Raw genomic sequence first — 25,034 nt, forward strand, 5'->3', positions numbered from 1 at the left:
TTTGATGCGTCTTTATTTTCCGACAACGGCCTCCAGCTCCTCGACGGAAGCCGGGATTTTGCGGTCGCCGATGATGCGGCTTCCGGTTTCGGTGACCAGAATGTCGTCCTCGATGCGGATGCCGCCGAAGTCGCGGTAGGCCTCCAGGGCGTCGTAGTCGACAATACCCTGATAGAGTCCCTCGGCGCGGCACTTGTCGATCAGGGCGGGGATGAAGTAGAGTCCCGGTTCATCGGTCAGAATCGTACCGGGTTCGATGCGCCAGGCGGCTCGGTAGACGCAGGTTCCGGACTGAGCGGCGCGTTCGGCGATCGCCGAGAAGTCGAACGACCGTTCGCCCATGGCCTCGCAGTCGTGAACGTCCATTCCCAGACCGTGTCCCAGGCCGTGGGGCATGAGCATGGTCATGGCCCCCGAGGCGACGGCATCGGCGGGCGAACCCTTGAGCAGCCCCAGTCCGACCAGACCTTCGGCCAGTATGGTGTAGGCGGCGTTGTGCACTTCGGTGTACATCATGTGGGGTTTGACGATGCGGGCCACGTGGTCGTGGGCGGCCAGGACGATGTTGTAGATATCCTTCTGCTTCTGGGTGAACCGTCCGCTGACGGGATAGGTCCGGGTGTGGTCCGAGCAGTAGCCCTCGAGACTCTCTCCACCGGCATCGCACAGCAGCAGACGTCCCTCCTCGAGCACCCCTTCGGAGTTGAGGTTGTGGAGCGTTTCGCCGTGCTGCGAGACGATCGAGGGGAACGAGACGCCCTGTCCCATCGACTTGGCGACGCCTTCGATGGCGCCGGCGATTTCGCGTTCGATGACCCCCGGGCGGCACATCTTCATGGCCAGCGTGTGCATTTCGTATCCGATGTGGAAGGCGCGCTCCATGGCTTCGATCTCCTCGGCGCTCTTCTTTTCGCGCATCTCGGCCACGGCGAACATCAGATCGACCGATTTGTAGTCGTGCAGCGCCGCGGGTTTGATTCCGAGCAGTTCGGAGAGCAGGAGTTTCGTTTCGCCGCGATAGGGGGGCAGGTAGTGGATCTTGCGGCCCAGGGCGATGGCCTTGCGCAGGCGGGCGGGCAGATCGGCCGTCGGGATGGTCTTCGACACGCCGACCTGGGCACCCAGTTCGCGGAGTGTGGGCTGGGGGCCGGTCCAGATGATGTCTTCGACGGTGAAGTCGTCGCCGTAGAGGGCCTCTTCGCCCGAGTCGGCGTCGATCAGGCCGACCACCGACGGGACGTTCAGTCCGAAGTAGTAGCGGAACGTCGAATCCTGACGGAAGTAGTAGGCGTTGTTGGGGTAGTTGTTCGGAGCCAGCGTATTGCCGGGCAGCAGGATGATGCCCTCTCCGATTCGGGTGCGCAGCTCGCGGCGGCGCGCGGTATAGGTTTTTGCGGAGAACATAAAGCGTAGAGTTTTCCACAAAGATAACAAAAGCCGGGCGAGAAAGTCAAATTTGCGCGATTTTTTTGTCTGCCGGACGGTGCCGTCTCCTCCGTCTCCGAGCTATCGGTCATCTCCGAAATCGAGCCGGGCGCCCTCCGCTCCGACCTCCAGCCGCACCTCGTGACCCAGATAGAGGGCCTGATTGGGCTCCTCGTGCCCGACCGGGAATCCGTAGGCGACCGGTATACCCAGCGGCCGGAGATAGGCATCGAGCAGGGCCTCGGGCTCCTCGACCCCGAATCGCTCGCAGCCGGCCGTGCGGGTGAAGTGTCCCACGACGACGCCCCGCAGCCGTTCGAGCACGCCGCAGCGCGCGAGACTCTGCATCATGCGGTCGATGCGGTAGGCCGATTCGCCGATCTCCTCGATCAGGAGAATCGTCGGCGTGTCGGCCTGCAGTGCTTCGGGGGTTCCGTTAGCGGCACAGATCACCGTGAGGTTTCCGCCGGCCAGACGTCCGCGCGCCTCGCCGGGCGAATTGAGCGGATGGGGCTCCGCCGCGATCGAATGCACCTCTCCGAAGAGGGCTTCGCGCAGCGATTCCGACGAGTCGTCTTCCGGCTCCGCCGCATGCGGTCTTCCGACGCCTTGACCCCTTGCCGTCAGTCCTGTTGTCTTGCAGGATTCCGACCGTCTCTCTTTTGGCTCCGCGGTTGCCCGACTCCGGTCGGAGGGAGTCGTTCTTGCGGATCCCGTCTTCCGGGAAGCGCCCGTTTTCTCCTCCTCAAAGCGGAAACCGCCGGGCATCGGGCCGTGAATACTCTCGATTCCGAGCCGGCGCAAGGCCAGATGCAGTGTGGTGATGTCGCTGAATCCGACGATCCATTTCGGATGCCGGCGCAGCGCGTCGAGCCGCAGCCGGGGCAGCAGTCGTACCGAACCGTATCCGCCGCGGCAGGCGATGACGGCTTTTACCGACGGATCGTCGATTGCCCGTTGCAGCTCCTCGGCGCGCACGCTGTCCGGTGCGGCGAAGTAGGCTTTTTTGTCGGGATTCTGACAGGTGCCGAAACGGACCTGCAACCCCCACTCTCCGAATTTTTGGCGGATGCGGGCCGTGTCGACCCGTTCGGAGAGTTTGCCGGCCGGCGCGACGATCGCGACGGTATCGCCCTCGCGGAGCCAGGGCGGGCGGATGAAGTCCGTCGAATCGGTCGGTTGGGCTGCCGCCGGGAGCAGGACGGAGAGCAGCGCCGACAGCAGGGAGAGCCGAAGCCGTATCGGGTGCAGTCTCATACCTTTTGTTTGCGTTTGCGGGTCAATCCCTCGGGCAGCGGCAGCGAGAGGCGCGAGAAGCTGATCAGCGCAGCGGCGATGGCGAATGCGCCGGCGAGCATCAGGGCGGCGTGGGTGCTGTTCGTCGGGACGAGATGGAAGAGCAGGGCCATCAGGGCTGCGCCGGTCGTCTGGCCGACCAGCCGGGCCGTAGCGAGCATGCCGCTGGCCGAACCGCTGCGCGACGGGGGTGCCGAGGCGATCAGGATGCTGTTGTTGGGCGACTGGAAGAATCCGAAACCGGCACCGCAGAGCATCAGCCGCCAGACGATGTCGCCCTGCGAGGGGTTTTCGGGCAGCCAGGCCAGCAGGAAGAGTCCGGCGGCCATGGCCGTGAGTCCGAGGCCTCCGAGCAGTCCGGCGTGGATGCGCTCGACGAGCATGCCGGCCACCGGAGCCACGATCATGATGATGGCGGGCCAGGCCGTGAGCAACAGGCCGGTCTGGACGTCGTTGTAGCCGCAGGAGTGCTGCAGGTAGAACGGAAGGGCCACCATGGCAAGCATCTGCCCCAGGAACGAGCAGATCGAGGTGAGCACCGAGACCGAGAAGATCGGGATGCGCAGCAGGTCGAAGGGCAGAATCGGATAGGTTTCGCGCAGCTGCGAGCGGATGAAGAAGAATCCGATGATGAGCAGCGCACCGATTCCGACCGAGAGGAGCCGCGGGTCGAGGCCGTGGGAGTAGCCTTCGATGGAGGCCATCATCAGACCGAAGGTGAGGGCGTTCATCAGGGCGTCGCGCCAGCTGAAGTGGTGGGCGGCATCCTTGACGGGGTTCGAGGGGAGGAATCGGTGGCTGAGGATCAGGGCCGCCAGTCCGACGGGGATGTTGACGGCGAAGAGCCAGGGCCAATGGGCCACGGAGAGGATTCCGGCGGCGATCGTAGGTCCGGCGACCGACGAGACGGCGACCACCGTGGCATTGATACCCAGCCCTCGTCCGAGTTGGTTTCTGGGATAGATGAACCGGACGAGCGTGGTGTTGACCGAGGTGACGGCCGAGGCTCCGAAACCCTGCATGACGCGGGCCAGCACCAGAGCCTGGAACGATCCGGCCAGGGCGCAACCGACCGATGCCACCGTAAAGAGGGCCAGACCGGCGATGTATATTTTGCGGTAACCGATCACGTCGCCCAGCGCCGAGAAGGAGAGCAGCGAGACCATGATGGCCAACTGATAGGCGTTGACGATCCAGATGGAGTCGGCGGCCGAGACGCCGAGCTGGGAGCTGATGGTGGGCAGGGCGACGTTTGCGATCGAGCCGTCGATGACCGAGAGAGAGACTCCGAACGAGACGGCGAGAATGGCGCCCAGCCTGCGGGGCATCGGTAGTCCGTCGGCCGGTGTGGATATGTGCGGGGAGGTAAACATCGCCGCAAAGGTATGAAAAAAACGGAGACGCTGAACCGTCTCCGATATCGCTTGCCGGGTCCTGACTGCCGGGAGAGCCTTCTTGTGGCCGGGGCTTTCCGGCTTTTTGCCTTCACCGGCCGATCAGCTTCCGGCATTCCCCGATCAGCTTCTGGCACTCTCCGATTTGCTCTTGGCACTCTCCGATCAGCTTTCGGCGTTTTCCGGCCTGCTGCTTGTCCGCCCGGTCTGTCCCCGATCCGCCCGGTCTGTTCCTGTGTGCCTCCGGCCTTTCCTATCCTGTCTTCGGTTTGCCTCTCCTGCTCCCGGCCCGCCTTTATCCTGCTTCCGGTCCACCTCTGTCCTGCTCCCGGTTCGCTTCTCGCCTGCTTCTGATCTGCCACCAGCTCACCCCTCCCCTTCTCGGGCCCCTGGGTTATTGGGCGTCGACGAACTTGTAGAGCTGGTCGCCGCGCCGAATCACTCCCGGGGTGTGAATGGCACAGAGTTCGCCCTGCGAGACCTGCTGACAGGGCTTTCCGTCGGGCCCGTGGAGTTCGGTGAGCGTCTGTTCGGCCACACCGGTCGTGGCTCCGAGGAAGAAGATCTGCTCGCCGACCGTCAGGGTCGAGGCCTCGACGGCCACCTCGGCGACGGAGAGTTTTTTGTAGAAGTTGACCACCTTGCCGACATAGACCTTGCGCTTGGTGGCCGACGAACCGTAGGCGGTGCTGTGTTCGGCGACGGGGCGTCCGGCGTAGTATCCCTCCCAGAATCCGCGGTTGAAGACCTCGCGAAGCCGCTCCTTGAGTCCGGCGGCCAGTTCCGGGGTGTAGCATCCGGCCTCGAGGGCGCGGAGCGCCTCGTCGTAGCACGAGACAACGCGCTTGACATACTCCGCGCCGCGGGCGCGCCCCTCGATCTTCAGCACGCGGACTCCGGCGCCGATCATCCTGTCCAGGAAGTCGATCGTGCAGAGATCCTTCGGCGAGAGGACGTAGCGGCCGTCGATGTCCAGCTGGGCGCCGGTCTCCTTGTCGGTGACGGTGTATTTTCGGCGGCACAACTGGCGGCAGGCGCCGCGGTTGGCCGAGCATCCGGTTTCGTAGAGCGAGAGGTAGCAGCGGCCCGAGACCGACATGCAGAGGGCTCCGTGGGCGAACATCTCGATCTGAACCAGTTCGCCGCGCGGACCGCGGATCTGCTCCGCCTCGATGCGGCGGTGGATTTCGGCCACCTGTTCGAGAGTCAGTTCGCGGGCCAGCACCACCGTGTCGGCCCACTGGGCGTAGAAGCGTACGGCTTCGGAGTTCGAGATGTTGCACTGTGTGGAGATATGGACCTCCTGCCCGATCTGCCGCGCATAGAGGATGGCGGCCATGTCGGAGGCGATGATGGCGTCGACGCCGGCCCGGCGGGCGCGGTCGATGACGGCGTGCAGGTCGGCGATCTCATCCTCGTAGACCACCGTATTGACGGTCAGATAGCTTTTGACGCCGGCCTGCCGGGCCGTGCAGGCGATCTGCTCCAGGTCGTCGAGCGTGAAGTTGGCGGCCGACGCCGAGCGCATGTTGAGCTTTCCGACCCCGAAGTAGACGGCGTCGGCACCGGCCTGAATGGCTGCGGCCAGCGACTCGCAGGAGCCCACGGGGGCCATGATTTCGATATCCGAACGTTTCATGCTTGGCTCAATGTTTGCGACCCATCAGTCCGGCGGCGAATTCGCGCATCTGGCGGGTGCGTTCCGCCCCGACCGACAGGGTGTCGAGGATCGACAGGGCGCGTTCGAAACGCACGGAGATCTGCTGCTCCGTGAGGCGTGGGATGTCGAGCCGGTCGTAGATGGCCTTTACGGTGTCGATCTTCTCGCGGTCGGAGAGGCTGGCGTTGCGGTAGGTCGAGCGGAGCACCTCGCGCGTGGGCTCGTCGGCGTGGCTCATGGCCGTGATCATCAGATAGGTCTTCTTGCCTTCGAGGATATCGCCGCCGATAGCCTTTCCGAGGCGTTCGTCGCCGTAGCTGTCCAGCAGATCGTCCTGCAGCTGGAAGGCCAGTCCGAGTTCGATGGCGAATCGGCGGAGTTTTCGGCACTCCTCTTCGGAGGCGCCGCCGAGGGTGGCTCCGATGACGACCGCCCCGGCGAGCAGTACCGAGGTTTTCAGTTCGATCATGTGCATGTACTCGACCACGGAGACCTTGGACTTGGTTTCGAAATCCATGTCGTACTGCTGACCTTCGCAGACCTCGAGGGCCATGGTGTTGAACACGGCGAGGACCTGCGGCAGGAAGCGGGGCTGAATGGCGCCCAGCAGGCGGTATGCGCAGATGAGCATGGCGTCACCCGAGAGGATGGCGACATTCTGTCCCCATTTGGCGTAGACCGAAGGTTTTCCGCGGCGCATGGCGGCGTTGTCCATGATGTCGTCGTGCAGGAGCGTGAAGTTGTGGAAAACCTCGACGGCCGCGGCCGCCGGGAGAGCCTGCTGGATGTCGTCCGAGAAGATGCCGCAGGCCAGGGCCAGAAGCATCGGACGAAGCCGTTTGCCTCCGCCGGCCAACGAATAACCGATCGGTGCATAGAGGAGTTCGGGTTCGGCCGGGAAGTCGGTCTGAGCCAGATAATTTTCGATGGATTGGAGCAGTTGCTCGTTGTTCAGCATGGTTTCGGAACGTTTTTTTCGGATCAAAGTTGACCCAAAAATAGGAAAAAACTTTGGAATGGCCGAATTTTCCTTTAACTTTGAAAGGATGAATCGAACTTTAACTGAAGATAAAATCATGAAAAAACTCGCTATCGGTGTGGATATCGGAGGTATCAACACCGCCTTTGGTCTGGTGGACGAGAACGGCGATCTGTATGCCGAATCGGTCATCTCGACCAAGAAATATCCCTGTGTGGATGATTATCCGGCCTATGTCGAGGATCTTTGCGATTCGCTCCGGGCCCTGGCGCAGAGTCTGTCGTTCGAGTATGAACTGGCGGGTATCGGCATCGGCGCCCCCAACGCCAACTTCCACAAGGGGACGATCGAGTCTCCGGCCAACCTGTGGAAATTTCGCGCGGGGGATTCCAATCCCGACGAGTCTCGTCGGATCTTCCCGCTGGCCGACGACATTTCGCGCCGCTTCAACGGCGTGAAGACCGTCGTGACCAACGACGCCAACGCCGCCACCATCGGTGAGATGATCTACGGCAATGCCAAGGGGATGAAGGATTTCGTGATGATTACGCTCGGTACGGGCCTGGGTTCGGGTTTTGTCTCCAACGGCGAGATGATCTACGGACACGACGGTTTTGCCGGTGAATTCGGCCACATCATAGTCGAGCGCAACGGTCGTGAGTGCGGATGCGGACGGCGGGGCTGCCTGGAGACCTACGTTTCGGCGACGGGCATCAAGCGTACGGCCTTCGAGCTGATGGCCCGGATGAATGTTCCCAGCAAGCTGCGCAGCATTGCCTTCGACGATTTCGACGCCTCGATGATTTCGGCCGCCGCCGAGCAGGGGGACCCCATCGCCAAGGAGGCCTTCCGCTTTACGGGCGAGATGCTGGGCCGGGCGCTGGCCGACGTGGTGACGATCACCTCGCCGGAGGCGATCTTCCTCTTCGGCGGCCTGTCGAAGGCGGGCAAACTGCTCTTCGAACCCACGCAGTGGTACATGGAGGAGAACATGCTCTTCGTCTTCAAGAACAAGGTGAAGCTGCTGCCGAGCGGCATTCAGGGCAAGAATGCCGCCATTCTGGGCGCCTCGGCGCTGATCTGGCAGGAGCAGGGACATATCCAGTAAGCCTTCGATCGGAAGGAATGACGGGCGGAGTTTTCGGACTCCGCCCTTTTTGGAATTTGAAAATTCGGGAATCGACCCTAACAACCCACAACTACTGAAAGAGACCATGAAAAAAGTGATTCTGTTGGCCGCCGTACTGCTGACGGCCGCCGTCGCGGGAGCCCAGGTGCGCTTCGTTGATGCGACGCAACTGACACTGATCGGCAAGGCGCTGCCGACTTCGCACCCCTATCATCGGATCGACACGACCCTTTACAAGGGCTTCACCCCCACGGAGAACCAGCAGGTCCGCTGTTCGGCGGGTCTTGCGCTGGTGTTCAAGACCAATTCCAGCCGTCTCGACATGCGCCCGGTCTATTCGTCGTTCGTTTACGGCGGGACGAGCACGCCGCGTGTCGCCTCGGAGGGATTCGACCTCTATATTCGCAAGGATGGCGAATGGCTCTATGCGGCGTCGCAGGCGGCCGGCCGGCGCGGTCGGACATTCACGCTCATCCAGGAGATGGACACCACGCAGAAGGAGTGCCTGTTGTACCTGCCCAACTACAGCGAACTGTTGTCGCTGCAGATCGGCGTGGACTCCGCGGCGACGATCACGCCGATGGAGAACCCCTTCCGGCACAAGATCGTGATCTTCGGATCGAGCTTCACGCACGGCGTGAGCACGAGCCGCGCGGGAATGAGCTACCCGATGCAGATCGAGCGCAACACGGGGCTCTATTTCTGCAGCATTGCCTGCAGCGGCAACTGCAAGCTGCAGCCCTATTTTGCCGATTACCTGGCCGACGTGAAGGATGCCGATGCGATGGTCTTCGACGGCTTCTCGAATCCGGGCGCGGAGATGATCCGCGAGCGGCTGATCCCCTTCATTGCCCGTATCCGCGAGAAACTGCCCGCGACGCCGCTGATCTTCGTGCAGACGATCTACCGTGAGAGCGGCAACTTCAACCTCGGGAGCCGGGCCCGCGAGGAGGCCAAGCGTGCGGCGGCCCGCGAGATGATGGCCCGGGCCATGGAGCAGTTCGACAACGTCTATTTCATCGACGCCCGGGATCTGACGGGCACCGATCATGTCACCTCGGCCGACGGTACCCACCCTTCGGATCTGGGCTACTGGCGCTGGGCGCAGAATCTGCAGCCCGAACTGCTGAAGGTGCTGCGCAAGTGCGGCATCCGCTGATTCGGAAGCCGCGCCCTTTCGTATGGAAAAACCCTGCAACGTCAAGTTGCAGGGTTTTTCTGTTCTGGAGCGGGCCCCGTTGCGTGCCGTCGGAGGGCTATTCCCGGATCAGGGTGTCGTGTTCGGCCACCAGCAGCAGGAAGAAGAGCGTCAGCAGAATGCAGCTCGTCGAGGAGCTGTAGGTCTTCAGGAATTCGCTGCTCTCCTGTGGGTTGGTCTCCCGGAGCACCAGGTTGCGGCCGTTATTTCATGACGACCTGCGTCTGACCGATCAGACGGCCTTCGCAGTAGAGCTCGACGGAGTAGGTTCCGGCGGCGAAACCCGTCGAATTGAAGTAGATGCCTACCTCGAGGTCCTGATTCTGGTAGTCGACCTCACGCATGGCCGAGTAGCTGAGTCGTTCGCCCTCGAATTCGAAGGTGGGCATCTGCTCGGTGGTCAGCACATAGCCGTCCGGGGAGGTGATGCGCACGTAGATGGCCTTGTTTCCGGGCGTGGCGAGTTCGTTGGCCGAGAGGACGAAGTCGACGCGCAGGCGCGAGGCGTTCTTGATGCGTGAAACGGGGTTGCTGCGGCTGTTGAGGGCCGAGAGGCGGATGTCGCGGGCGCGGAGTACGGCGCCGACCTTGACCTTGTTGTCGAGCTCTGCGGCCTTTTCCTCGGCCATTTCGGCGCGCAGGCGGGCCGTGGAGATCTCCTTGCGGTATCCGACGTTCTCCTTGATGAGCTGTTTGTTGAGCGTATTGAGCGAGTCGATCTGGCGGACGTATCCCTTCATGATCGTACGCAGCGTACCGACCTCCTTTTCATACTGTTTGATCTTGGCGAGGTTCCACGAACGCTCCTTTTTGAGTCGGGTCATGAGCGAATCGGCGCGTTCGCGTTCGATGTCCAGGCCGCGGGAGATCGAGTCGTTGGAGATCTGGAGGTTGTCGTAGTCGGTCATCAGCCGGCCCAGATCGCTCTGGATCGAGTCGCGGTCGGCGCGCAGCAGTTCGTTGTCGATCATCTGCTGGCGGTGGATGCCGAAGTAGAGGGCCGAGAGGGCCACCAGAATAACCGAAAGGATGATAATGACGATGCGATAGCCGCGGATGGACTTTCCGGCATCGGGCTGCGGTGTCGAGAAGTTGTCGTCTTCGAAATCCGAAGGATCGTATCCCTGTTTGTTTTCCATAAAGGTTGGTTTTAGCGGTTCGAAGTCTGCCTGTTTCGCTCCGTTTTGCCGGATTGGATCGGGTTTGCGGGCGGTTTCGGCAACCGGACCGGTGTGTTGTCGATACTTACGGGCAAAGATATGAAAAAAAGCGGAATCTGAAAGCCGTTGTCGGAGGATAGTTTGCAACACTTTTTGTTGTCGGGGCTGCCGTTCGTGGTGCCGGAGTGGTTTGCTCCGTCCCGTCGGCTATCCGGTTCCTCAGCCATCCGGTTCCTCAGTCCTCCGACTCCCCAGTCCTCCGACTCCCCAGTCCTCCGGTTCCTCAGCCATCCGGCTCCCCGGTTCCTGCCCCCCCCCTGGCTTCCCGGCCCTTTGGCTTCCTCCCGGGCTTACCGGATCCGGCTTTCGAGGGGATACTTGAGCCCCTTGAACCCGGAGATGTAGGCCTGAATGCTGCCGATCTTGACCGGGGACTCGATATAGAGCGGGATCTTGTTCCGGTCGTCGGAGATCCAGATGGTGAAGATTGTGCCGTCGGTGAACGAGTATCCCTCGGTGGTTCCCAGCTGGCATTCGAACTTCAGCGTGCGGAACCGGCCCATGTTGCGGATCTTCTTGTTTTCGCGTCCCAGATAGCGGTAGTGGATGTGCTTGATGGTGTCCTGCAGGATCATCTGCAGGGTCCCGACCTCGTTGACGCGGAAGTCCTCGGCCTCGGCCGAACGGAGGTTGAAGAAGAGCGAGATGGCGTCCATGCTCTCGTTGGTCAGCGCCATGTTCTTTTCTTGGAAGGGGCGCTGCCGGCTTCTCCAGCGAGTGTGGACCGTGGAGTCGGGCCAGAGGTAGGTGTAGTAACTCTGGAAGGTGTAGTCACCCTCGCGCAGGTCGCTCACGAAGCGGATCGGACGCAGCGTTTGATTGTCGATCCAGACCGTATAGATATCCTCGAGGTTGTAGAACCAGCGGTAGGTGGGCAGTGTACGGCCGATGCCTTCGACCTTGTAGAAGTTGCGGCCGTCGCTCCGCTCCTCGGAGGTTCGGATCTCGACGGCGCCGACTTCGGTATTGGGGAACATCTTGGCCTTGTAGCTCACGCGGTAGAAGAGTTCTTCGCCCGGATGGTAGAACTGGGCGAAGAGGGGCGAGACGGCTGCCGCGAGGAGTATGCTGAACAGAAATCGTTTCATTGCAAGGTGTCTCTTTTTTGGGGATTAAACGGGTTTTTGGAGCATTATATTACGAAATACGGGAAAAATCGAACTCTTCGCGTCCGGAATAGCGTCGGCGGAGTGCTTCGAGGCCGCGGTTTTCGGGCCGCGCGAGCTTCGGATCGGCGGCGAGCACCGCGGCGGCGGCTTCGCGCGAAAGGGTGAGGATCTGCACGTCGGCCGTCGGGCTTGCGATCTTCAGATCGAAGGCCATGCCGCTCTGCAGCGTGCCGTTGATGTCTCCGGCGCCGCGCAGCTTCAGGTCGAGCTCCGCCAGGCGGAATCCGTCGTTCGTCTCGCACATGGCGTCGAGCCGGGCGCGGGACTCGCGCGAGAGCTTTTCGCCCGACATGAGGATGCAGTAGGACTGTTCGCCGCCGCGCCCGACGCGTCCGCGCAACTGGTGGAGCTGCGAGAGGCCGAAGCGTTCGGCCGATTCGATGACCATCACCGTGGCGTTCGGGACATCGACCCCCACCTCGATGACCGACGTGGCGACCAGAATCTGTGCCTCGCCCTCCTTGAACTGACGCATCGACTCCTCCTTGTCGGCGGGCTTCATCTTGCCGTGGCAGATGGCCGTGACGTACTGCGGCAGGGGAAAGTCGCGCGAGATGGCCTCGTAGCCGTCCGTCAGGTCCTTGTAGTCCATCGCTTCGGACTCCTTGATGAGCGGGTAGACGACGTAGACCTGCCGGCCCTTGGCGATCTCCCGGCGCATGAATCCGAAGAGCTTCAGCCGGGCGGCATCCGTATAGTGATAGGTCTTGATCGGGCGGCGTCCGGGGGGCAGTTCGTCGATCACCGAGACGTCGAGATCGCCGTAGAGCGTCATGGCCAGCGTGCGGGGGATTGGTGTGGCGGTCATCACGAGGATGTGGGGCGGCTGCGCGTTTTTGGTCCAGAGACGGGCGCGCTGCTCGACGCCGAAGCGGTGCTGCTCGTCGATGACCACGAAACCGAGGTTCGCGAACTGCACGCGGTCCTCGATCAGGGCGTGGGTGCCGATCAGAATCTGGACCTCCCCCGAGGCGATCCCTTCGAGGGCCTGGCGACGCTCTCTGGTCTTCGAGGCGCCGGTGAGGATGGCCACCCGCACGGGCAGTCCGTCGAGCATCCTGCTGATGGTGGCGAAATGTTGTCGGGCGAGGATCTCCGTGGGGGCCATCATGCAGGCCTGGAATCCGTTGTCGACGGCCAGCAGCATCGACATCAGTGCCACGAGGGTCTTTCCGCTGCCGACGTCGCCCTGCAGCAGGCGGTTCATCTGGAATCCCGAGACGGTGTCGCGGCGTATTTCGCGGATGACGCGCTTCTGGGCTCCGGTGAGCGGGAAGGGGAGCTTCTCGTTGTAGAAGGTGTTGAAGATGCCGCCGACCTTTGCAAAGAGGAATCCGTCGCTCTTCGAGAGGCGGGCCGTGCGGCGCTGCTGGATGTTGAGCTGTACGCCGAGCAGTTCGTCGAACTTCAGCCGGTACTGGGCCTGGCGGAGCAGCTCCTGCGACTGCGGGAAGTGGATGTTGCAGAACGCCTCGGGCAGCGGGATGAGACCGTATTGCTGCCGGAGCGCCTCGGGCAGCGGATCCGTGATGCGGTCGCGGACGAGCGTCCAGGCGTTGCAGACGATCTGGTACATGCCCTTCGTGCCGAGGACGTTGCCGAGTTTTTCGGTCGAGGGGTAGATGCCCTGCATGCCGCTCTCGACCTTTCGCGAGAGGGCCTGCTCGACGGTCTCCAGTTCGGGGTGGGCGATCGAGAGTTCGCCGTGGAAGAAGTTCGGGCGTCCGAAGACGAGATACTCGCGGCCGACCTCGATCCTTTTTTCGATCCACTTGATGCCCTGGAACCAGATCAGTTCAGCGCGTCCCGAGTCGTCCTGCACCTGGACCGTGAAGCGGCGTTTGCGCCCCGCCCCGGCGTAGGCGACCCCCATGACGCGGGCGCGGAACTGCACGTAGGAGAGTCCGGCCGAGTCGGTGATCTCGGCAATGCGGTAGACGCGCGTGCGGTCGATGTATCGGAACGGATAGTGCGAGAGCAGGTCGCCCACCGTACGGATTCCCAGTTCCCGGTCGAGGAGCTTGGCGCGGGCCTCGCCGACTCCCGGGACGTACTTTATGTCGTTGTCGAGTATCTCCACGAAGACAAAGATAGTTAAATTTGTACTATCTTTGTCGAAAACTCTCAGGAAATGGATCTGACGACATTCAGACGACGCCCGACGTGCGAGGTGCGGATCGGGCAGGTGACGATCGGCGGTGACCGTCCGGTGGCCGTGCAGTCGATGACCAATACGGATACGAACGACACGCCGGCGAGCGTGGCTCAGATCGAGCGTATCGACCGGGCCGGGGGTCGGATCGTGCGCCTGACGGCCCAGGGGCGGCGCGAGGGGGAGAACCTCTCCAACATCGTCCGCCAGTTGCGGGCCGACGGCTTCGATACGGCCATCGTGGCCGACATCCACTTCGTGCCGGAGGTGGCCGCCATCGCGGCGCAGTACGTCGACAAGGTGCGCATCAATCCGGGCAACTACCGCAACGAACACGGCGAATTCGAGGCGCTGATCGAACAGTGCCGCCGGCGGGGCGTGGCGCTGCGCATCGGCGTCAACCACGGGTCGCTTGCGCGGCGGGTCTTCGACCGCTGGGGTGATACGCCCGAGGGGATGGTCGTCTCGGCCATGGAGTTCCTGCGGATCTGCCGCGAGCGCGACTTCGACCAGGTGGTCGTCTCGATGAAGTCGAGCAACACGCGGGTGATGGTGGCAGCCTACCGGCTGCTGGTCGAGGCGATGGATGCCGAGGGGATGCACTACCCGATCCACCTCGGGGTCACCGAGGCGGGCAACGGCCTCGAAGGGCGCGTGAAGAGCGCCGTGGGGATCGGGGCGCTGCTGGCCGACGGCATCGGCGACACGATCCGCGTCTCGCTGACCGAAGCGCCCGAGAACGAGATTCCCGTGGCTGAGATGCTTGTCCGACACTTCGCTTCGCGTCCTGGCGTGTTCGAGGTCCGCCACCCCGAACGCTATTCGCCGACGGCCTACCGCCGCCGTTCGCACGTCACTGTACCCGTAATCCACAGCGAACCGCTCGACGGCTTCCGTATCCTGGAGGCCACGTCGGGGAATCCGACGGCCGAACTGCGCGCGGCGATTCTGAATCTGGAGACTCCCGACGAACCGGTTGTCGTGCGGCGCCGCTATGACGATCCTACGCTCGGGGCGGTGGCCGTGAAGGCGGCGGCCGACCTGGGGCCGCTGCTGCTCGACGGACTGGCCGACGGCATCTGGATCGATGCCCCGGCCCTTACCGCGGCGCAGATCCGCGATCTGGAGCTGATGATCCTGCAGGCGGCGCGCGTGCGCTTCTCCCATACGGAGTATATCGCCTGCCCGTCGTGCGGACGGACGCTCTACGATATCGAGCGGACCCTTGCGGAGATCAAGGCCCGTACGTCGCACCTGAAAAACCTGCGCATCGGCGTCATGGGCTGCATCGTCAACGGTCCGGGCGAGATGGCCGATGCCGATTACGGTTATGTGGGGGCCGGTCCGGGCCGCATTACGCTCTACAAGGGGCGTGAGGTGATCGTGCGCAACATCCCGCAGGAGGAGGCTCTCGACCGCCTGATCGAGCTGATCCGCCAGAACGGCGACTGGGTCGACGCTCCCGACGCTCCGGCAGCACCCGAGCCCTGCAACTGACGCCCCGAACCCTCCGATGTCTCCGATACTCTGATCGATCCGGATTCTCGAAACTGACGCTCCCGGACCCCGTCCCGGACTTGAAACTGACTCCCCGGGGCCCGAAACGACGCCTCCGGATACACCCATTGACCTTTATCACCCGCTCTGACGATGACCATACTTCCCCTTGCCTACCTGCCCTCGGTCTCCTATTTTGCCCGCCTGCTCCGCGGCGACTGCGTCGTGGACCTCGGCGAACACTTCGTGAAACGCTCCGAGCGCAACCGGACCCGGATTCTGGCCACCGACGGCGTGATGGAGCTCACGGCCCACGTCTGCCACGCCAACCGCCCTCGGCAGCCGATGCGCGACGTGCGCCTCGACTACTCGAAGCGCTGGCAGCACCAGCATTGGGGGGCGCTGGTCTCCTCCTACCGCTCGTCGCCCTATTTCGACCACTACGCCGGACGCTTCGAACCCTTCTACACGCGGCCGTACGACTTTCTGGTGGAGTACAACCTTGGATTGCTCGAGGTGCTGTGCTCGCTGGCCAGGATCCCGATGCCGACCCTCTGCGAGCGCTATGTCGAGGCCCGTCCGGGCGATCTCGATCTGCGCAGCCGAAACAGCGAGGGCCCGGCCTTCGAGGCCGAGCCCTATTTCCAGGTCTTTTCCGACCGGATGCCCTTTGCGGCTAATTTGTCGTTTGCGGACCTGCTGTTCGCCGAAGGCCCGGCGTCCGTTTCGGTTTTAGAACGTTGCCGATTCGGATCGTGACGCTGTCACGCAGCGCTCCGGCCATCGCCTTGATCTCGACCACGCCCTGCAGCGATACCGAATCCGTGCGGTACTGACATGGGGCATACTCCGTCACGGCCAGCGTGTCGGCACCTGCCATGATCAGTGGGGTTCCGGCCGACGAATAGACGCGGAAGAGCTGCATGTTGCCGTCGCGCATCCGCAGCCGCTTGTTGACGATGTGCAGCGTGGGTTCCGCGGTGTTCCACAGGGCCTTGTAGAGATAGAAGGCATCCTTGGCTTCGCGGCGGTTGAGGGTCAGCAGTCCCGTGCCGTTCACGCCGTAGGGGCGACGCGAAGATCCGTAATCGAACAGACTCTCGATCCATACCCCCCAGAAGAGCGAATCGTTCTGCAGGTTGCGGGCATACTCCTCGTGGAAACGGGTCTGCCGCTCTTCGGGCAGCCAGTTCGAGCGGGGGAGTGCCTGCGAAGTGTAGCTCTTGTGCCCGAGGAATCCCGGTTCGCCGTACTGCACGCCCGAGCGCAGATGGGACCAGTTCTTCTGCAGCAGGTCGCGCCATACGGCCACGTCGTCGGTCGATCCGCGCTGCCAGCCGACATCCTGTTTCCAGACGATCAGATCGGTGATGAAGTTGACGGTTCCGTCCTGATCGCTGCAGGCGACCGTCGGGCGCGAGGCATCCATCGTGTGAGCCGTCTCGTTCAGCCGGCGCAGATAGGGGGTTACGTCGTCGCCGCGCATCCAGAGTTGGGAGAAGATGCCCCACATGACCACCGAAGGATGGTTGATGTGCTGGGCGATGATTTCGCGCAGCTGCTGCAGTCCGTTCTCCTCGAAGGCCGGGGTTGCGAAGTAGGCCATGTCGCTCAGGAAGGGGGATCGCTGCAGCGGGGCGTCGATCCAGACCATCAGGCCGGTTTCGTCGCAGCGGTCGTAGAGGTACTGCGCATGGGGCATGACGGCCGAGCGGATGGCATTGGCGCCGATGCGGCGGACGACCTGCAGATCGGCATCGTAATCCTGGGCGACGAGGGTTCCGCCCGAGAGGGCGTTGTCGTGGTGCAGCACCACGCCGTGCAGCGGAGTCCGCACGCCGTTGATCAGGAAACCGTCGGCCGGGGTGACGTTGAGCGAGCGGAATCCGGTCCGGACGACTACGCGGTCGGTGATGCTGTCTTCGCCGATGGCAGCCGTCACGGTGTAGAGGGCCGGATGGTCGGGGCTCCAGAGTTCGGGGTTCTCGACCTGGAAGGGAATCAGTACGGGTTTGTCCTCGATTTTGGCCTTCTGGCGTTTCGTGAAGAGGGTTCTGCCGTCGGGAGCCGAGATTTCAAGGTTGAGCATGCAGGTGTTTTCGCTGCGCGAGGTGAGGTGCACCTCGATTTCGCCTTCGGCGCGTTCTGCCGAGACGCTCTGCGGATGGATGAGCACTCCGTCCGAGCCGTAGTAGAGCGGGGAGACGGCGGTGGATTCGGTGACGATGAGTTCGGCCTCGCGGTAGATGCCGCCGTAGGAGTTCATGTCCGTGGAGGTGGGCAGCACGTCGTCGCGCCAGCTGTTGCTGACCATCACGAGCAGGGCGTTGTCCGTTCCGAAGCGGACCTTGTCGGTGATCTCGAAGACGAAGGCCGTACCGCCGCCGCGGTGGGTGCCGACGTGGCTTCCGTTGACGAAGACGTCGGCGACGCTCTGTACGCCGTAGAACTTCACGAAGAGGCGTTTCGAAGCCCACTCTTTGGGGATGTACATGCCGTTCATGTAGTTGCCCGTTGTTTCGAGCCAGTAACCCTGAGCCAGGGGGTCGGTGTTCCAGCTGTGGGGAAGGGTGACATGGCGGGCATTGTCGGACGTACGCTCGGACTTGAAGTAGAAGCGCCAGCCTTCGTTGATAGGGAATACCTCCCGGGCGCGGGCCGAGAGTGCGATTCCGAGCATCAGCAGCACAAGAGTTATGAATCGTTTCATGGCAGGACGTTTAAGGCTCCGATCGGCGGGCCGGGGCTCTGTATGCCGGATGCGGCCGTCGGGGTTCATCCCTGCAAAGATACACAACGCGGTATGAAAATCAAACATTATTTTTCGTGAATTCCGGGCGGAGCCGGCCGGCGGAGACAAAGGAGCCGGGCGCGAATCGCTGCGGTTCGATTCTGCGCCCGGCATCACCGGTTATTTCCCTCTCCCTAAAGGGATTTTGATCAGTTGCCCGATGTCTCTGCGGGGTTGGCACCCGGAACGATGTGAACCGTTACCGTGACGGGTCCGCGTTTTCCGAATTTATAGCTGTAATTAACCTTAACCTCTACATCGAAAGCCGTGAGTGTGAGCGAGGAGTCGGTGATCAGGCTGACAACGCCGTCCGCCAGTTCGATGTTGGGGTTCTCCTCGACCAGCTTGTAGCTGGGTTTGCCTTCGATAGCCGTTGCGAGGTTGCTGTCGGCGAATACGTTCTTGCCGTTCTGGGCCGAAAGTTTCAGCATCGAGGCCACGTTGAACGTCTTGTTCTTTGCGTCGATGTAGATCGAGGCATTGACATTCTCCAGCGTCGAGATCTGTGCGTCGACGATCGGATCCTTGATTGCCACGGTGAACGTAGCCTCGTCGATTTGACGGCCGTTCAGTTCGAGTGCGGCCTTCACGTCGAGGGTCAGACCCGTCCAGTCGTTCCAGGCCAGCTTATTGTCGACAATGGCCGGAGCCTCTCCGCCCTCGAAATCATCCAGATTCGTGGCGATGCCGTAGACAACCTTCAGACCTTCGATGCTCTGGTCGTAGAAGAAGGCTCCGTCGAGTGCCTTGTCGATGACGTCGAACGAGGTGCCCGAGATCTGGGTCTGAGCCGTAGCCTGTCCGTTCGAAATGATAGCGTCGTTGGCCTTCAGCTGCACGTTGGCGGGTTTGGCGAGCTGGACCTTGCTCGTGAAGAGAACCTTCAGATCTGCGATCGTTCCGTGGGTGAAGGTAAGCGTCGGCTGGTAGCTTTCGCCGAACTTGGCTGCATCCTCGAAGGTGACGAAGATGTTGCCCTCCTCGGCGCTCAGCGTAGCCTTGTCGCTGCCGGCAGACGTCGGGGTGATACCCGTAAAGATGCCAGCCAGCGTCTCCTCGGTACCGAATGCGGCTTCGAGCTCGTCATTCCAGACCTTCTTGGCGTATGCGGCGGCGAAGTCTTCCAGCATTTCGAACCTGTTTTGACTCTTGTACTCCTTGATGGAGGTGGTTCCGTTCGAGAGGTCATAGCTCGGGAGAGTCGGCATGCCCGTCACGTCGATCGTGGCGTTGATCGTCGCGGTGGTCAAATCCTCGTGCATGTAAACGGCCTTCAGCTCGTAAGTGGCCGTCTCTTTCAGATCGCCCGTCAGCGTTACCTGGATCTGCTGTGCGTCGCCTGCGACACTCGGCGTCGTTGTCAGTGCGATCGTTGCGGTGATACCTGCGGCAGCCTGACCGTTCTTGGTAAGTGCTACGGTATACTTGCCTGCTGCGAGTTCGGCGGCCTGCGTGTAACCCTTCATGGCGACGTAGGTCTTCGGATCCAGCACATTCTCGGCAAGATCAATGGCCTCCTTGCTGTAAAGCAGATCGGAGCTGGCCGCAGCATAGTTCCAGGTCATGGCAATGGCATCGGCCTGAACGTCCGTGTTGTCACCGACAATCGTGATTTCGTGCTGTACGCCGCCCACCTCAATCGTCTCCTCTTTGTATACGAGGTTGAAGGTGAACGACTCCGAGGTGATCTTTGAGTTGATCTCGTCTACGTTGCTTCCATTTGCCGCATCCTTGAACCTGACAGTCGTCGTTCCCAGTTCGTACAGGTTTTCCGTTCCGGTGGTCGTTGCCTTCTCCTCGGGAGCTGCGATCTCGATGAGGTCCTCGGCGTTTTCCCAGTTCGAAAGGGCCGTGTACTCGTCGCCATCCTTGTAGTAGATCGAGAATCCATCCAGGAAGGTGACGGTTTCATCCGAGTTGTATTTCAGCTCCGTTTTGTACATGCCGCCGTCGGGCTCAACGAATGCGCCATTTTCCATCTCTTTGGCGATGACGAGTTTGTTGTTGATCTCGCCGCCTTCCTCATAATCGGTTCCGATGTACGGGGTCGTGTAATCGATGCCGAATTTGCTGTCGCTGCCCTCAGCCGGAGCGATGTTGACGTTCAGGGCGATGGCCAGAGTCTCACCATCCACTTCGCCGTAGTTGTAGTTGCATTCGGCCGTAACCGTGAATGCTCCGGTGTAGGCCTCACCGTCCGACTCCTTCTCGGCGGTCACATCGGTTACCACGAAGAGCGGCTCACCGGCGCGGGTCTTCGAGATCTTCTCGGTTACGATGGAGGTGTTCTCTTTCGTAATCTTTCCGGCCAGCGAAGCGGGCGATACGCGGAAGGTGATCTTTGCCGTCTGTTTGTTGGTCTGGTCCAGGTAGAACTTCGTCGACTCACCGAACTTGATCCACGAAGTACCCTTGAACATGATCGTGTTGTTCTGAGCCTCTTCCAGCGTCGAGGGAACGTATACCAGCGACTGGATGCGGCCTTCGAGTTCGGCAACGCGGCTGATCAGCGGTGTGATCTCATCAATCAGGGTCTGCAGGGCGCTGTCGAGCTGCTCCTTGCCGATCTTGATGGTGCCGTTTTCACCAACAATCGCATTTTTCACGGCATCGGTAAGCGCATCGTAATACTCGCCCTGAGCCGATTTGATTTGATCGAAAACGTCTTTCACGGCACCACTGGCTGCGTTATCCGCATACGTTTTGGTTGCTTCCGCGGTGAGATAGCCCTCCATCTGCGATCCCATCCAGGTCTTGATGCTCGATTCGAGATCCGAGAGATCGTTCTGAATCTCGGAAACGGCAGCAGCCACAGCCTGGTCGATTGTGCCGTTGTCCTTCGTGATGTCGGTCAACTTGAGCTCCAGGTCGCTCAGAGCCGTAGCGGTAGCATAATAGTTGTCCAGCGTTTTTTTCAGGGCATCGGCCGTCGTAGCCTTGCCGATCTCATCGTCGATATACGTTTTCAGGGTGTTTTCCAGTCCCTTGAGTGCGTCGAGCTGGCCTTTCAGATCGGTTACGCCCTCGAGTTTCCCTTCGAGGTCTTCGACGCGTGAGGTTAGCAACGCGAGGTCGGGAATCGAACCCTTGATGGCCTCGATCTGCTCGGGCAGACTGGAGACCGTCACCTGCATCTCGTCGAGACGTTTGTTGATGTTGTCGATGTCGTCGTCATAGTCCTTACAACCGACACCGGCCAGCATTGTTCCGCTCAGGAGCAATGCCGTGAAATTCCTGAATAGATTGTGTTTCATAGTGGAATGATTGAATAAATGAATGTGTTCGATCTTTGACTTTCAGTGTGTTAATGCTTCTGTTTTTTCGCCTGTTGGTATCATATATGATACGCATGGTGCAAATATAAAGATAAAAATTTGTACCGCAAAATTTTTGTCAAGATTTTTGAAATGGGAATGGATTATCAGGAGGAGATAAGATATATCTCCGGGAGAATCAAGGAGTTGAGGAGGGCGAGTCAGCTGACGGTCCAGGAACTGGCTTACAGGTGTGACATGGAGAGATCCAACATGAGCCGTATCGAAGCCGGTCGAACGAATCTGACGGTTAAAACCTTGTGTATAATTTGTAACGCTCTAGGAGTCAAGCTTCGGGACGTAGTTCGCTGAGCCTTTATACCTATATTAATAGAAGACAGGTCAAAAAGGCGGTATCGGTGCTTTTTTTGGCTCGTTCAGGTAATTTTCGTATCTTTCGGAACTTAAAAAGCACTGCTTGAATACGATTGATCTGCTTGTCTGCCTGGTGCTGGTGCTGGCCGTCTGGAATGGCTGGCGCCAGGGCTTCATCGTACAGATTTTTTCGCTGGCGGGAATCGTCGCGGGGATCTGGCTGGCGGCGCGTTTCGGCGCCGAGGTCGGTGCGCTGCTCCGGCTCGACGAAGAGGTGGCCGCAGCGGGCGGTTTCGTCACGGTGCTGATCGTGGTGGTGCTTGTGGTGGCCATTGCGGCACGATTGGTGCGTCGTCTCTTTCACTTTGCGGGGTTCGGCGTGGCGGACATCCTGTTGGGCATTGCCGTCTCGGTGGTGAAATACCTGCTGGTCATGAGCGTGCTCTTCTCGGCTTTCAGCCGGCTGAATGCGGACTATACGCTGGTCAAGCGGCAGACGCTCGATGAGTCGCGGAGCTACCGTCCGATTCTTCGGCTTTCGGAGAGCCTCTTCCCCTTCGTGGAGCGGATGTACGAGAGAATCACCTTTCAGAACGATAACAGACCAACCGATGAATGAGCGATTTACAGCCACCGTCGTGCGTGCGACGGGCAGTTGGTACGACGTGGCCACGCCGGAGGGCGGGCATGTGCGCTGCCGGATCCGGGGGCGCCTGCGCCTGAAGGGGGTGCGGTCGACCAATCCGGTTGTTGTGGGCGACGTGGTGGAGTGCGAACGGGAGGAGACTCCCGGCGAAGGGGTGATCGTGGAGATTCGCCCGCGGCGCAATTATGTCATCCGCCGGGCTTCGAACCTCTCGAAGGAGTCGCACATCATCGCCTCGAACATCGACCAGGCGTTGCTGATGGTCACCTTGCAGTCGCCCGAGACTCCGCCGGAGTTCGTGGATCGTTTTCTGGTGACGTGCGAGGCCTACAAGGTGCCGGTGACGATCCTGCTGTCGAAGATCGACCTGCAGGATCCGGAGGCCGTGGCCGACTTCCGGGCCGTCTACGAGGGGGCCGGATACCGTGTTCTGGAGGTTTCGGTCCGGGACGGACGGGGTGTGGAGGAGGTCCGCAGGTTGTTGACCGGTTCCACAACGCTCGTGTCGGGAAATTCGGGAGTCGGGAAGTCGTCCCTGATCCAGACGATCGACCCCGCGCTCGACATCCGCACGGGTGAAATCTCCGAGAGTCACCACAAGGGGCGCCATACGACCACCTTCTCGACGATGTATCCCCTGCAGGGGGGCGGAGCGGTGATCGACACGCCCGGGATCAAGGGTTTCGGACTGATCGACATCGACGATGCCGAGTTGTGGCACTACTTTCCGGAGATGATGCGTGTGGCTCCGGGGTGCCGTTTCTATAATTGCACGCATACCCACGAGCCGGGCTGTGCCGTGGTGGAGGCGGTCAAGGCGGGCGAGATCGCCTGGCCGCGCTACGAGAGCTACCTGAAAATCCTCGACGAAGATGAGAAGTACCGCAAGTAACGACACGACGCCGCGCAGCGATGCGCTGTTCGGTCCCGAGGCGGGGCCTGCGGCGGAGCGGATTGCCTTCCTGGCGGAGTTCATGACCCCCGAGCGCTACGGCGTGCTGCGAGGCAGCGTAGCCATGCGTATGCGCTACATGACGGTGCTGGCCGAGAACATGTACCACGGGCAGAATGCCGCGGCGCTGATCCGCCATTGCGACGCTTTCGGGGTGCAGCATCTGCACACTGTGGAGACGCGCTGCACCTTCCGGCCCAATCCGGTCATTGCGCGTGGGTCGGAGCGATGGGTCGATGTCGAGCGCCACGCCTCGACGGCGGAGGCCATCGCCTCGCTGCGGCGCGAGGGCTACCGCATTGTGGCCACAACGCCCCACCGCGAGGATGTGACCCCCGAGACGTTCGACGTCGCGAAGGGGCCCTTTGCGCTGATCTTCGGCACGGAGCACGCCGGCATTTCGGACGAGGCGATTGCCGGAGCCGACGAGTTTCTGCGCATCCCGATGTGCGGACTGGTCGAGAGTCTGAACGTTTCGGCCTCGGCGGCGATCCTGATCTACGAACTCTCGTTGCGGGTGCGGCGTACGGTCGCGGGGTGGGAGCTTCCGGTCGCGGAGCAGGCGGCGTTGATGGAGCGGTGGATGCGGCGCAGCGTGAAGGATGCCGATGCAATCCTGCAGCGACGCTTCGGCACTGCGGAGTGACGTTTTAACAAGCGAAATAGGATGAGTACGATTCTTCGGAAACAGTTTTTGGCCCACGTGGCCCAGACGTCGCCTTCGCCGATGCTGGTGGAGGTGGACCGGGGCGAGGGCACCTTTTTCTACACGCCCGAGGGGAAACGCTATTACGACCTGGTGGCGGGGGTTTCGGTGAGCAACGTCGGACATGCCAATCCGGCCGTGGTGCGGGCCGTGCAGGAGCAGGTAGCGCGCTACATGCACGTGATGGTCTACGGCGAGCTGGTCGAGACACCGCAGGTGACTTATGCGGCGAAGATCGCCTCGCTGCTGCCCGGCGATCTGGAGAGTGTCTACTTTGTCAACTCGGGCGCCGAGGCGGTCGAGGGGGCGCTGAAGCTGGCCAAGCGCTTCACGGGCCGTACGGAGATGATCTCCATGCGGCGGGCCTACCACGGTTCGACCCACGGTGCGATGAGCATGATGGGCGCCCCCGAGGGTGAGGAGTGGAAGGGGGCCTTCCGGCCGCTGCTGCCCGACGTGCAGGCCATCGAATTCAACGACTTCGACCAGCTGGAGCGCATCACGCGCCGCACGGCCTGCGTGCTGACCGAACCGGTACAGGGCGAGGCGGGTGTGCGTCCTCCGAAGCCGGGTTATCTCGAGGCGCTTCGCAAGCGTTGCGACGAGACGGGGACGCTGCTGATCTTCGATGAGATCCAGACGGGTCTGGGCCGTACGGGCGAGCTGTTCGCCATGCAGAAGTACGGCGTGGTGCCCGATATCGTCTGCCTGGCGAAGGCTTTCGGCGGAGGGATGCCTCTCGGGGCCTTCATCGCGCGCCACGAGGTGATGGATACCCTGCAGCACGATCCCGTACTGGGACACATTACGACCTTCGGCGGCCATCCGGTCTGCTGTGCGGCGGGTCTGGCGGCGCTCGACTACCTGCTGGAGAACCACGTCGTCGAGACGGTCGAGGCGAAGGGTGCCTTGTACGAAGAGTTGTTGCGCGACCATCCGGCCGTGCGGGAGATCCGCCGCAGCGGTTTGTTGCTGGCCGTCGAGCTGGGCTCTTCGGAGCGCCTCTACCGGATCATGGAACTCTTCAAGGAGGCGGGGATCCTGAGCGACTGGTTTCTCTTCTGCGACACGGCGTTCCGTATTTCGCCGCCGCTGACGATCTCCGAGGAGGAGGTGCGCGACAGTGCGGCGCTCATTCGCGAATGCCTCGACCGGCTGTAGCCGGTCGAGGAGGGGGGGGGAAGAAAAAAA

20 protein-coding genes are annotated in these 25,034 nt (G+C 61.6%); 9 read left to right on the plus strand and 11 right to left on the minus strand.

Annotated features, from left to right (window positions below; translation table 11 throughout):
• Positions 1 to 12 precede the first annotated feature (12 nt).
• The 5 genes from B5E60_RS08870 to B5E60_RS08890 form a co-directional block, all read right to left on the minus strand.
• A complete protein-coding gene (locus tag B5E60_RS08870; protein WP_087311143.1) occupies positions 13 to 1,404 on the minus strand; it encodes an aminopeptidase P family protein in 1,392 nt (463 codons plus the stop codon).
• 102 nt (positions 1,405 to 1,506) lie between these two features.
• The gene (locus tag B5E60_RS14255) at positions 1,507 to 2,682 is read right to left on the minus strand and encodes a S66 peptidase family protein (RefSeq protein ID WP_087311144.1); all 1,176 of its coding nucleotides are present in this window, start codon (positions 2,680 to 2,682) and stop codon (positions 1,507 to 1,509) included.
• Complete coding sequence (locus B5E60_RS08880) at positions 2,679 to 4,049, minus strand: MFS transporter (RefSeq protein ID WP_087311145.1); 1,371 nt, start codon at positions 4,047 to 4,049, stop codon at positions 2,679 to 2,681. Before B5E60_RS08880 ends, B5E60_RS14255 begins: the two co-directional genes overlap by 4 nt.
• A 460-nt stretch (positions 4,050 to 4,509) precedes the next feature.
• Complete coding sequence (locus tag B5E60_RS08885; RefSeq protein WP_087311146.1) at positions 4,510 to 5,754, minus strand: peptidase U32 family protein; 1,245 nt, start codon at positions 5,752 to 5,754, stop codon at positions 4,510 to 4,512.
• Between the two features lie 7 nt (positions 5,755 to 5,761).
• Positions 5,762 to 6,733, minus strand: coding sequence for a polyprenyl synthetase family protein (locus tag B5E60_RS08890; RefSeq protein WP_087311178.1), 972 nt, complete (start codon positions 6,731 to 6,733; stop codon positions 5,762 to 5,764).
• 118 nt (positions 6,734 to 6,851) lie between these two features.
• Between B5E60_RS08890 and B5E60_RS08895 the strand changes: the two genes are divergently transcribed.
• Entirely contained in the window at positions 6,852 to 7,862 is a 1,011-nt protein-coding gene (locus tag B5E60_RS08895) for an ROK family protein (protein WP_087311147.1), read from the plus strand.
• Between the two features lie 106 nt (positions 7,863 to 7,968).
• Complete coding sequence (locus B5E60_RS08900) at positions 7,969 to 9,042, plus strand: SGNH/GDSL hydrolase family protein (RefSeq protein ID WP_087311148.1); 1,074 nt, start codon at positions 7,969 to 7,971, stop codon at positions 9,040 to 9,042.
• Positions 9,043 to 9,139: 97 nt separating this feature from the next.
• Here B5E60_RS08900 and B5E60_RS14355 read toward each other — a convergent pair whose 3' ends face one another.
• The 4 genes from B5E60_RS14355 to recG form a co-directional block, all read right to left on the minus strand.
• The gene (locus tag B5E60_RS14355; protein ID WP_262481285.1) at positions 9,140 to 9,271 is read right to left on the minus strand and encodes a hypothetical protein; all 132 of its coding nucleotides are present in this window, start codon (positions 9,269 to 9,271) and stop codon (positions 9,140 to 9,142) included.
• A gap of 13 nt (positions 9,272 to 9,284) precedes the next feature.
• On the minus strand, positions 9,285 to 10,220 hold the full coding sequence (locus B5E60_RS08905; protein ID WP_087311149.1) for a hypothetical protein: 936 nt from the start codon (positions 10,218 to 10,220) through the stop codon (positions 9,285 to 9,287).
• 371 nt (positions 10,221 to 10,591) lie between these two features.
• Positions 10,592 to 11,389, minus strand: coding sequence for a DUF3108 domain-containing protein (locus tag B5E60_RS08910; RefSeq protein ID WP_087311150.1), 798 nt, complete (start codon positions 11,387 to 11,389; stop codon positions 10,592 to 10,594).
• A 49-nt stretch (positions 11,390 to 11,438) separates the two neighbouring features.
• Complete coding sequence (gene recG / locus B5E60_RS08915; protein ID WP_087311151.1) at positions 11,439 to 13,550, minus strand: ATP-dependent DNA helicase RecG; 2,112 nt, start codon at positions 13,548 to 13,550, stop codon at positions 11,439 to 11,441.
• 51 nt (positions 13,551 to 13,601) lie between these two features.
• Here recG and ispG point away from each other — a divergent pair, with 51 nt between their 5' ends.
• Together ispG and B5E60_RS08925 are read left to right on the plus strand one after the other, a co-directional pair.
• Positions 13,602 to 15,119, plus strand: a complete 1,518-nt coding sequence (gene ispG / locus B5E60_RS08920) for a (E)-4-hydroxy-3-methylbut-2-enyl-diphosphate synthase (protein ID WP_087311152.1) — start codon at positions 13,602 to 13,604, stop codon at positions 15,117 to 15,119.
• 153 nt (positions 15,120 to 15,272) lie between these two features.
• Positions 15,273 to 15,878 carry a WbqC family protein gene (locus B5E60_RS08925; RefSeq protein WP_087311153.1) on the plus strand — a complete coding sequence of 202 codons (606 nt, stop codon included), beginning with the start codon at positions 15,273 to 15,275 and terminating at the stop codon, positions 15,876 to 15,878.
• Here B5E60_RS08925 and B5E60_RS08930 read toward each other — a convergent pair.
• Both B5E60_RS08930 and B5E60_RS08935 read right to left on the minus strand, forming a co-directional pair.
• Positions 15,796 to 17,829 carry a glycoside hydrolase family 2 protein gene (locus tag B5E60_RS08930; RefSeq protein WP_087311179.1) on the minus strand — a complete coding sequence of 678 codons (2,034 nt, stop codon included), beginning with the start codon at positions 17,827 to 17,829 and terminating at the stop codon, positions 15,796 to 15,798. The genes B5E60_RS08925 and B5E60_RS08930 overlap by 83 nt on opposite strands.
• A 230-nt stretch (positions 17,830 to 18,059) precedes the next feature.
• Positions 18,060 to 21,164 (minus strand): hypothetical protein, encoded by a 3,105-nt coding sequence (locus tag B5E60_RS08935; protein ID WP_143260705.1) that lies wholly within the window; start codon positions 21,162 to 21,164, stop codon positions 18,060 to 18,062.
• A gap of 159 nt (positions 21,165 to 21,323) precedes the next feature.
• Here B5E60_RS08935 and B5E60_RS08940 point away from each other — a divergent pair, with 159 nt between their 5' ends.
• The 5 genes from B5E60_RS08940 to B5E60_RS08960 all read left to right on the plus strand — a co-directional run bounded on the left by B5E60_RS08940 (position 21,324) and on the right by B5E60_RS08960 (position 25,004).
• Entirely contained in the window at positions 21,324 to 21,536 is a 213-nt protein-coding gene (locus B5E60_RS08940) for a helix-turn-helix domain-containing protein (protein ID WP_232009245.1), read from the plus strand.
• A gap of 106 nt (positions 21,537 to 21,642) precedes the next feature.
• Entirely contained in the window at positions 21,643 to 22,158 is a 516-nt protein-coding gene (locus tag B5E60_RS08945; RefSeq protein WP_087311156.1) for a CvpA family protein, read from the plus strand.
• Positions 22,151 to 23,077 (plus strand): ribosome small subunit-dependent GTPase A, encoded by a 927-nt coding sequence (rsgA, locus tag B5E60_RS08950; protein ID WP_087311157.1) that lies wholly within the window; start codon positions 22,151 to 22,153, stop codon positions 23,075 to 23,077. The genes B5E60_RS08945 and rsgA overlap by 8 nt, the downstream gene beginning before the upstream one ends.
• Positions 23,058 to 23,783, plus strand: coding sequence for a TrmH family RNA methyltransferase (locus B5E60_RS08955; protein WP_087311158.1), 726 nt, complete (start codon positions 23,058 to 23,060; stop codon positions 23,781 to 23,783). Before rsgA ends, B5E60_RS08955 begins: the two co-directional genes overlap by 20 nt.
• Positions 23,784 to 23,804: 21 nt before the next feature.
• Positions 23,805 to 25,004 (plus strand): aspartate aminotransferase family protein, encoded by a 1,200-nt coding sequence (locus tag B5E60_RS08960; protein WP_087311159.1) that lies wholly within the window; start codon positions 23,805 to 23,807, stop codon positions 25,002 to 25,004.
• Positions 25,005 to 25,034: the final 30 nt, after the last annotated feature.

It is taken from the genome of Alistipes sp. An116 (assembly GCF_002161005.1).
Classification (GTDB): domain Bacteria; phylum Bacteroidota; class Bacteroidia; order Bacteroidales; family Rikenellaceae; genus Alistipes; species Alistipes megaguti.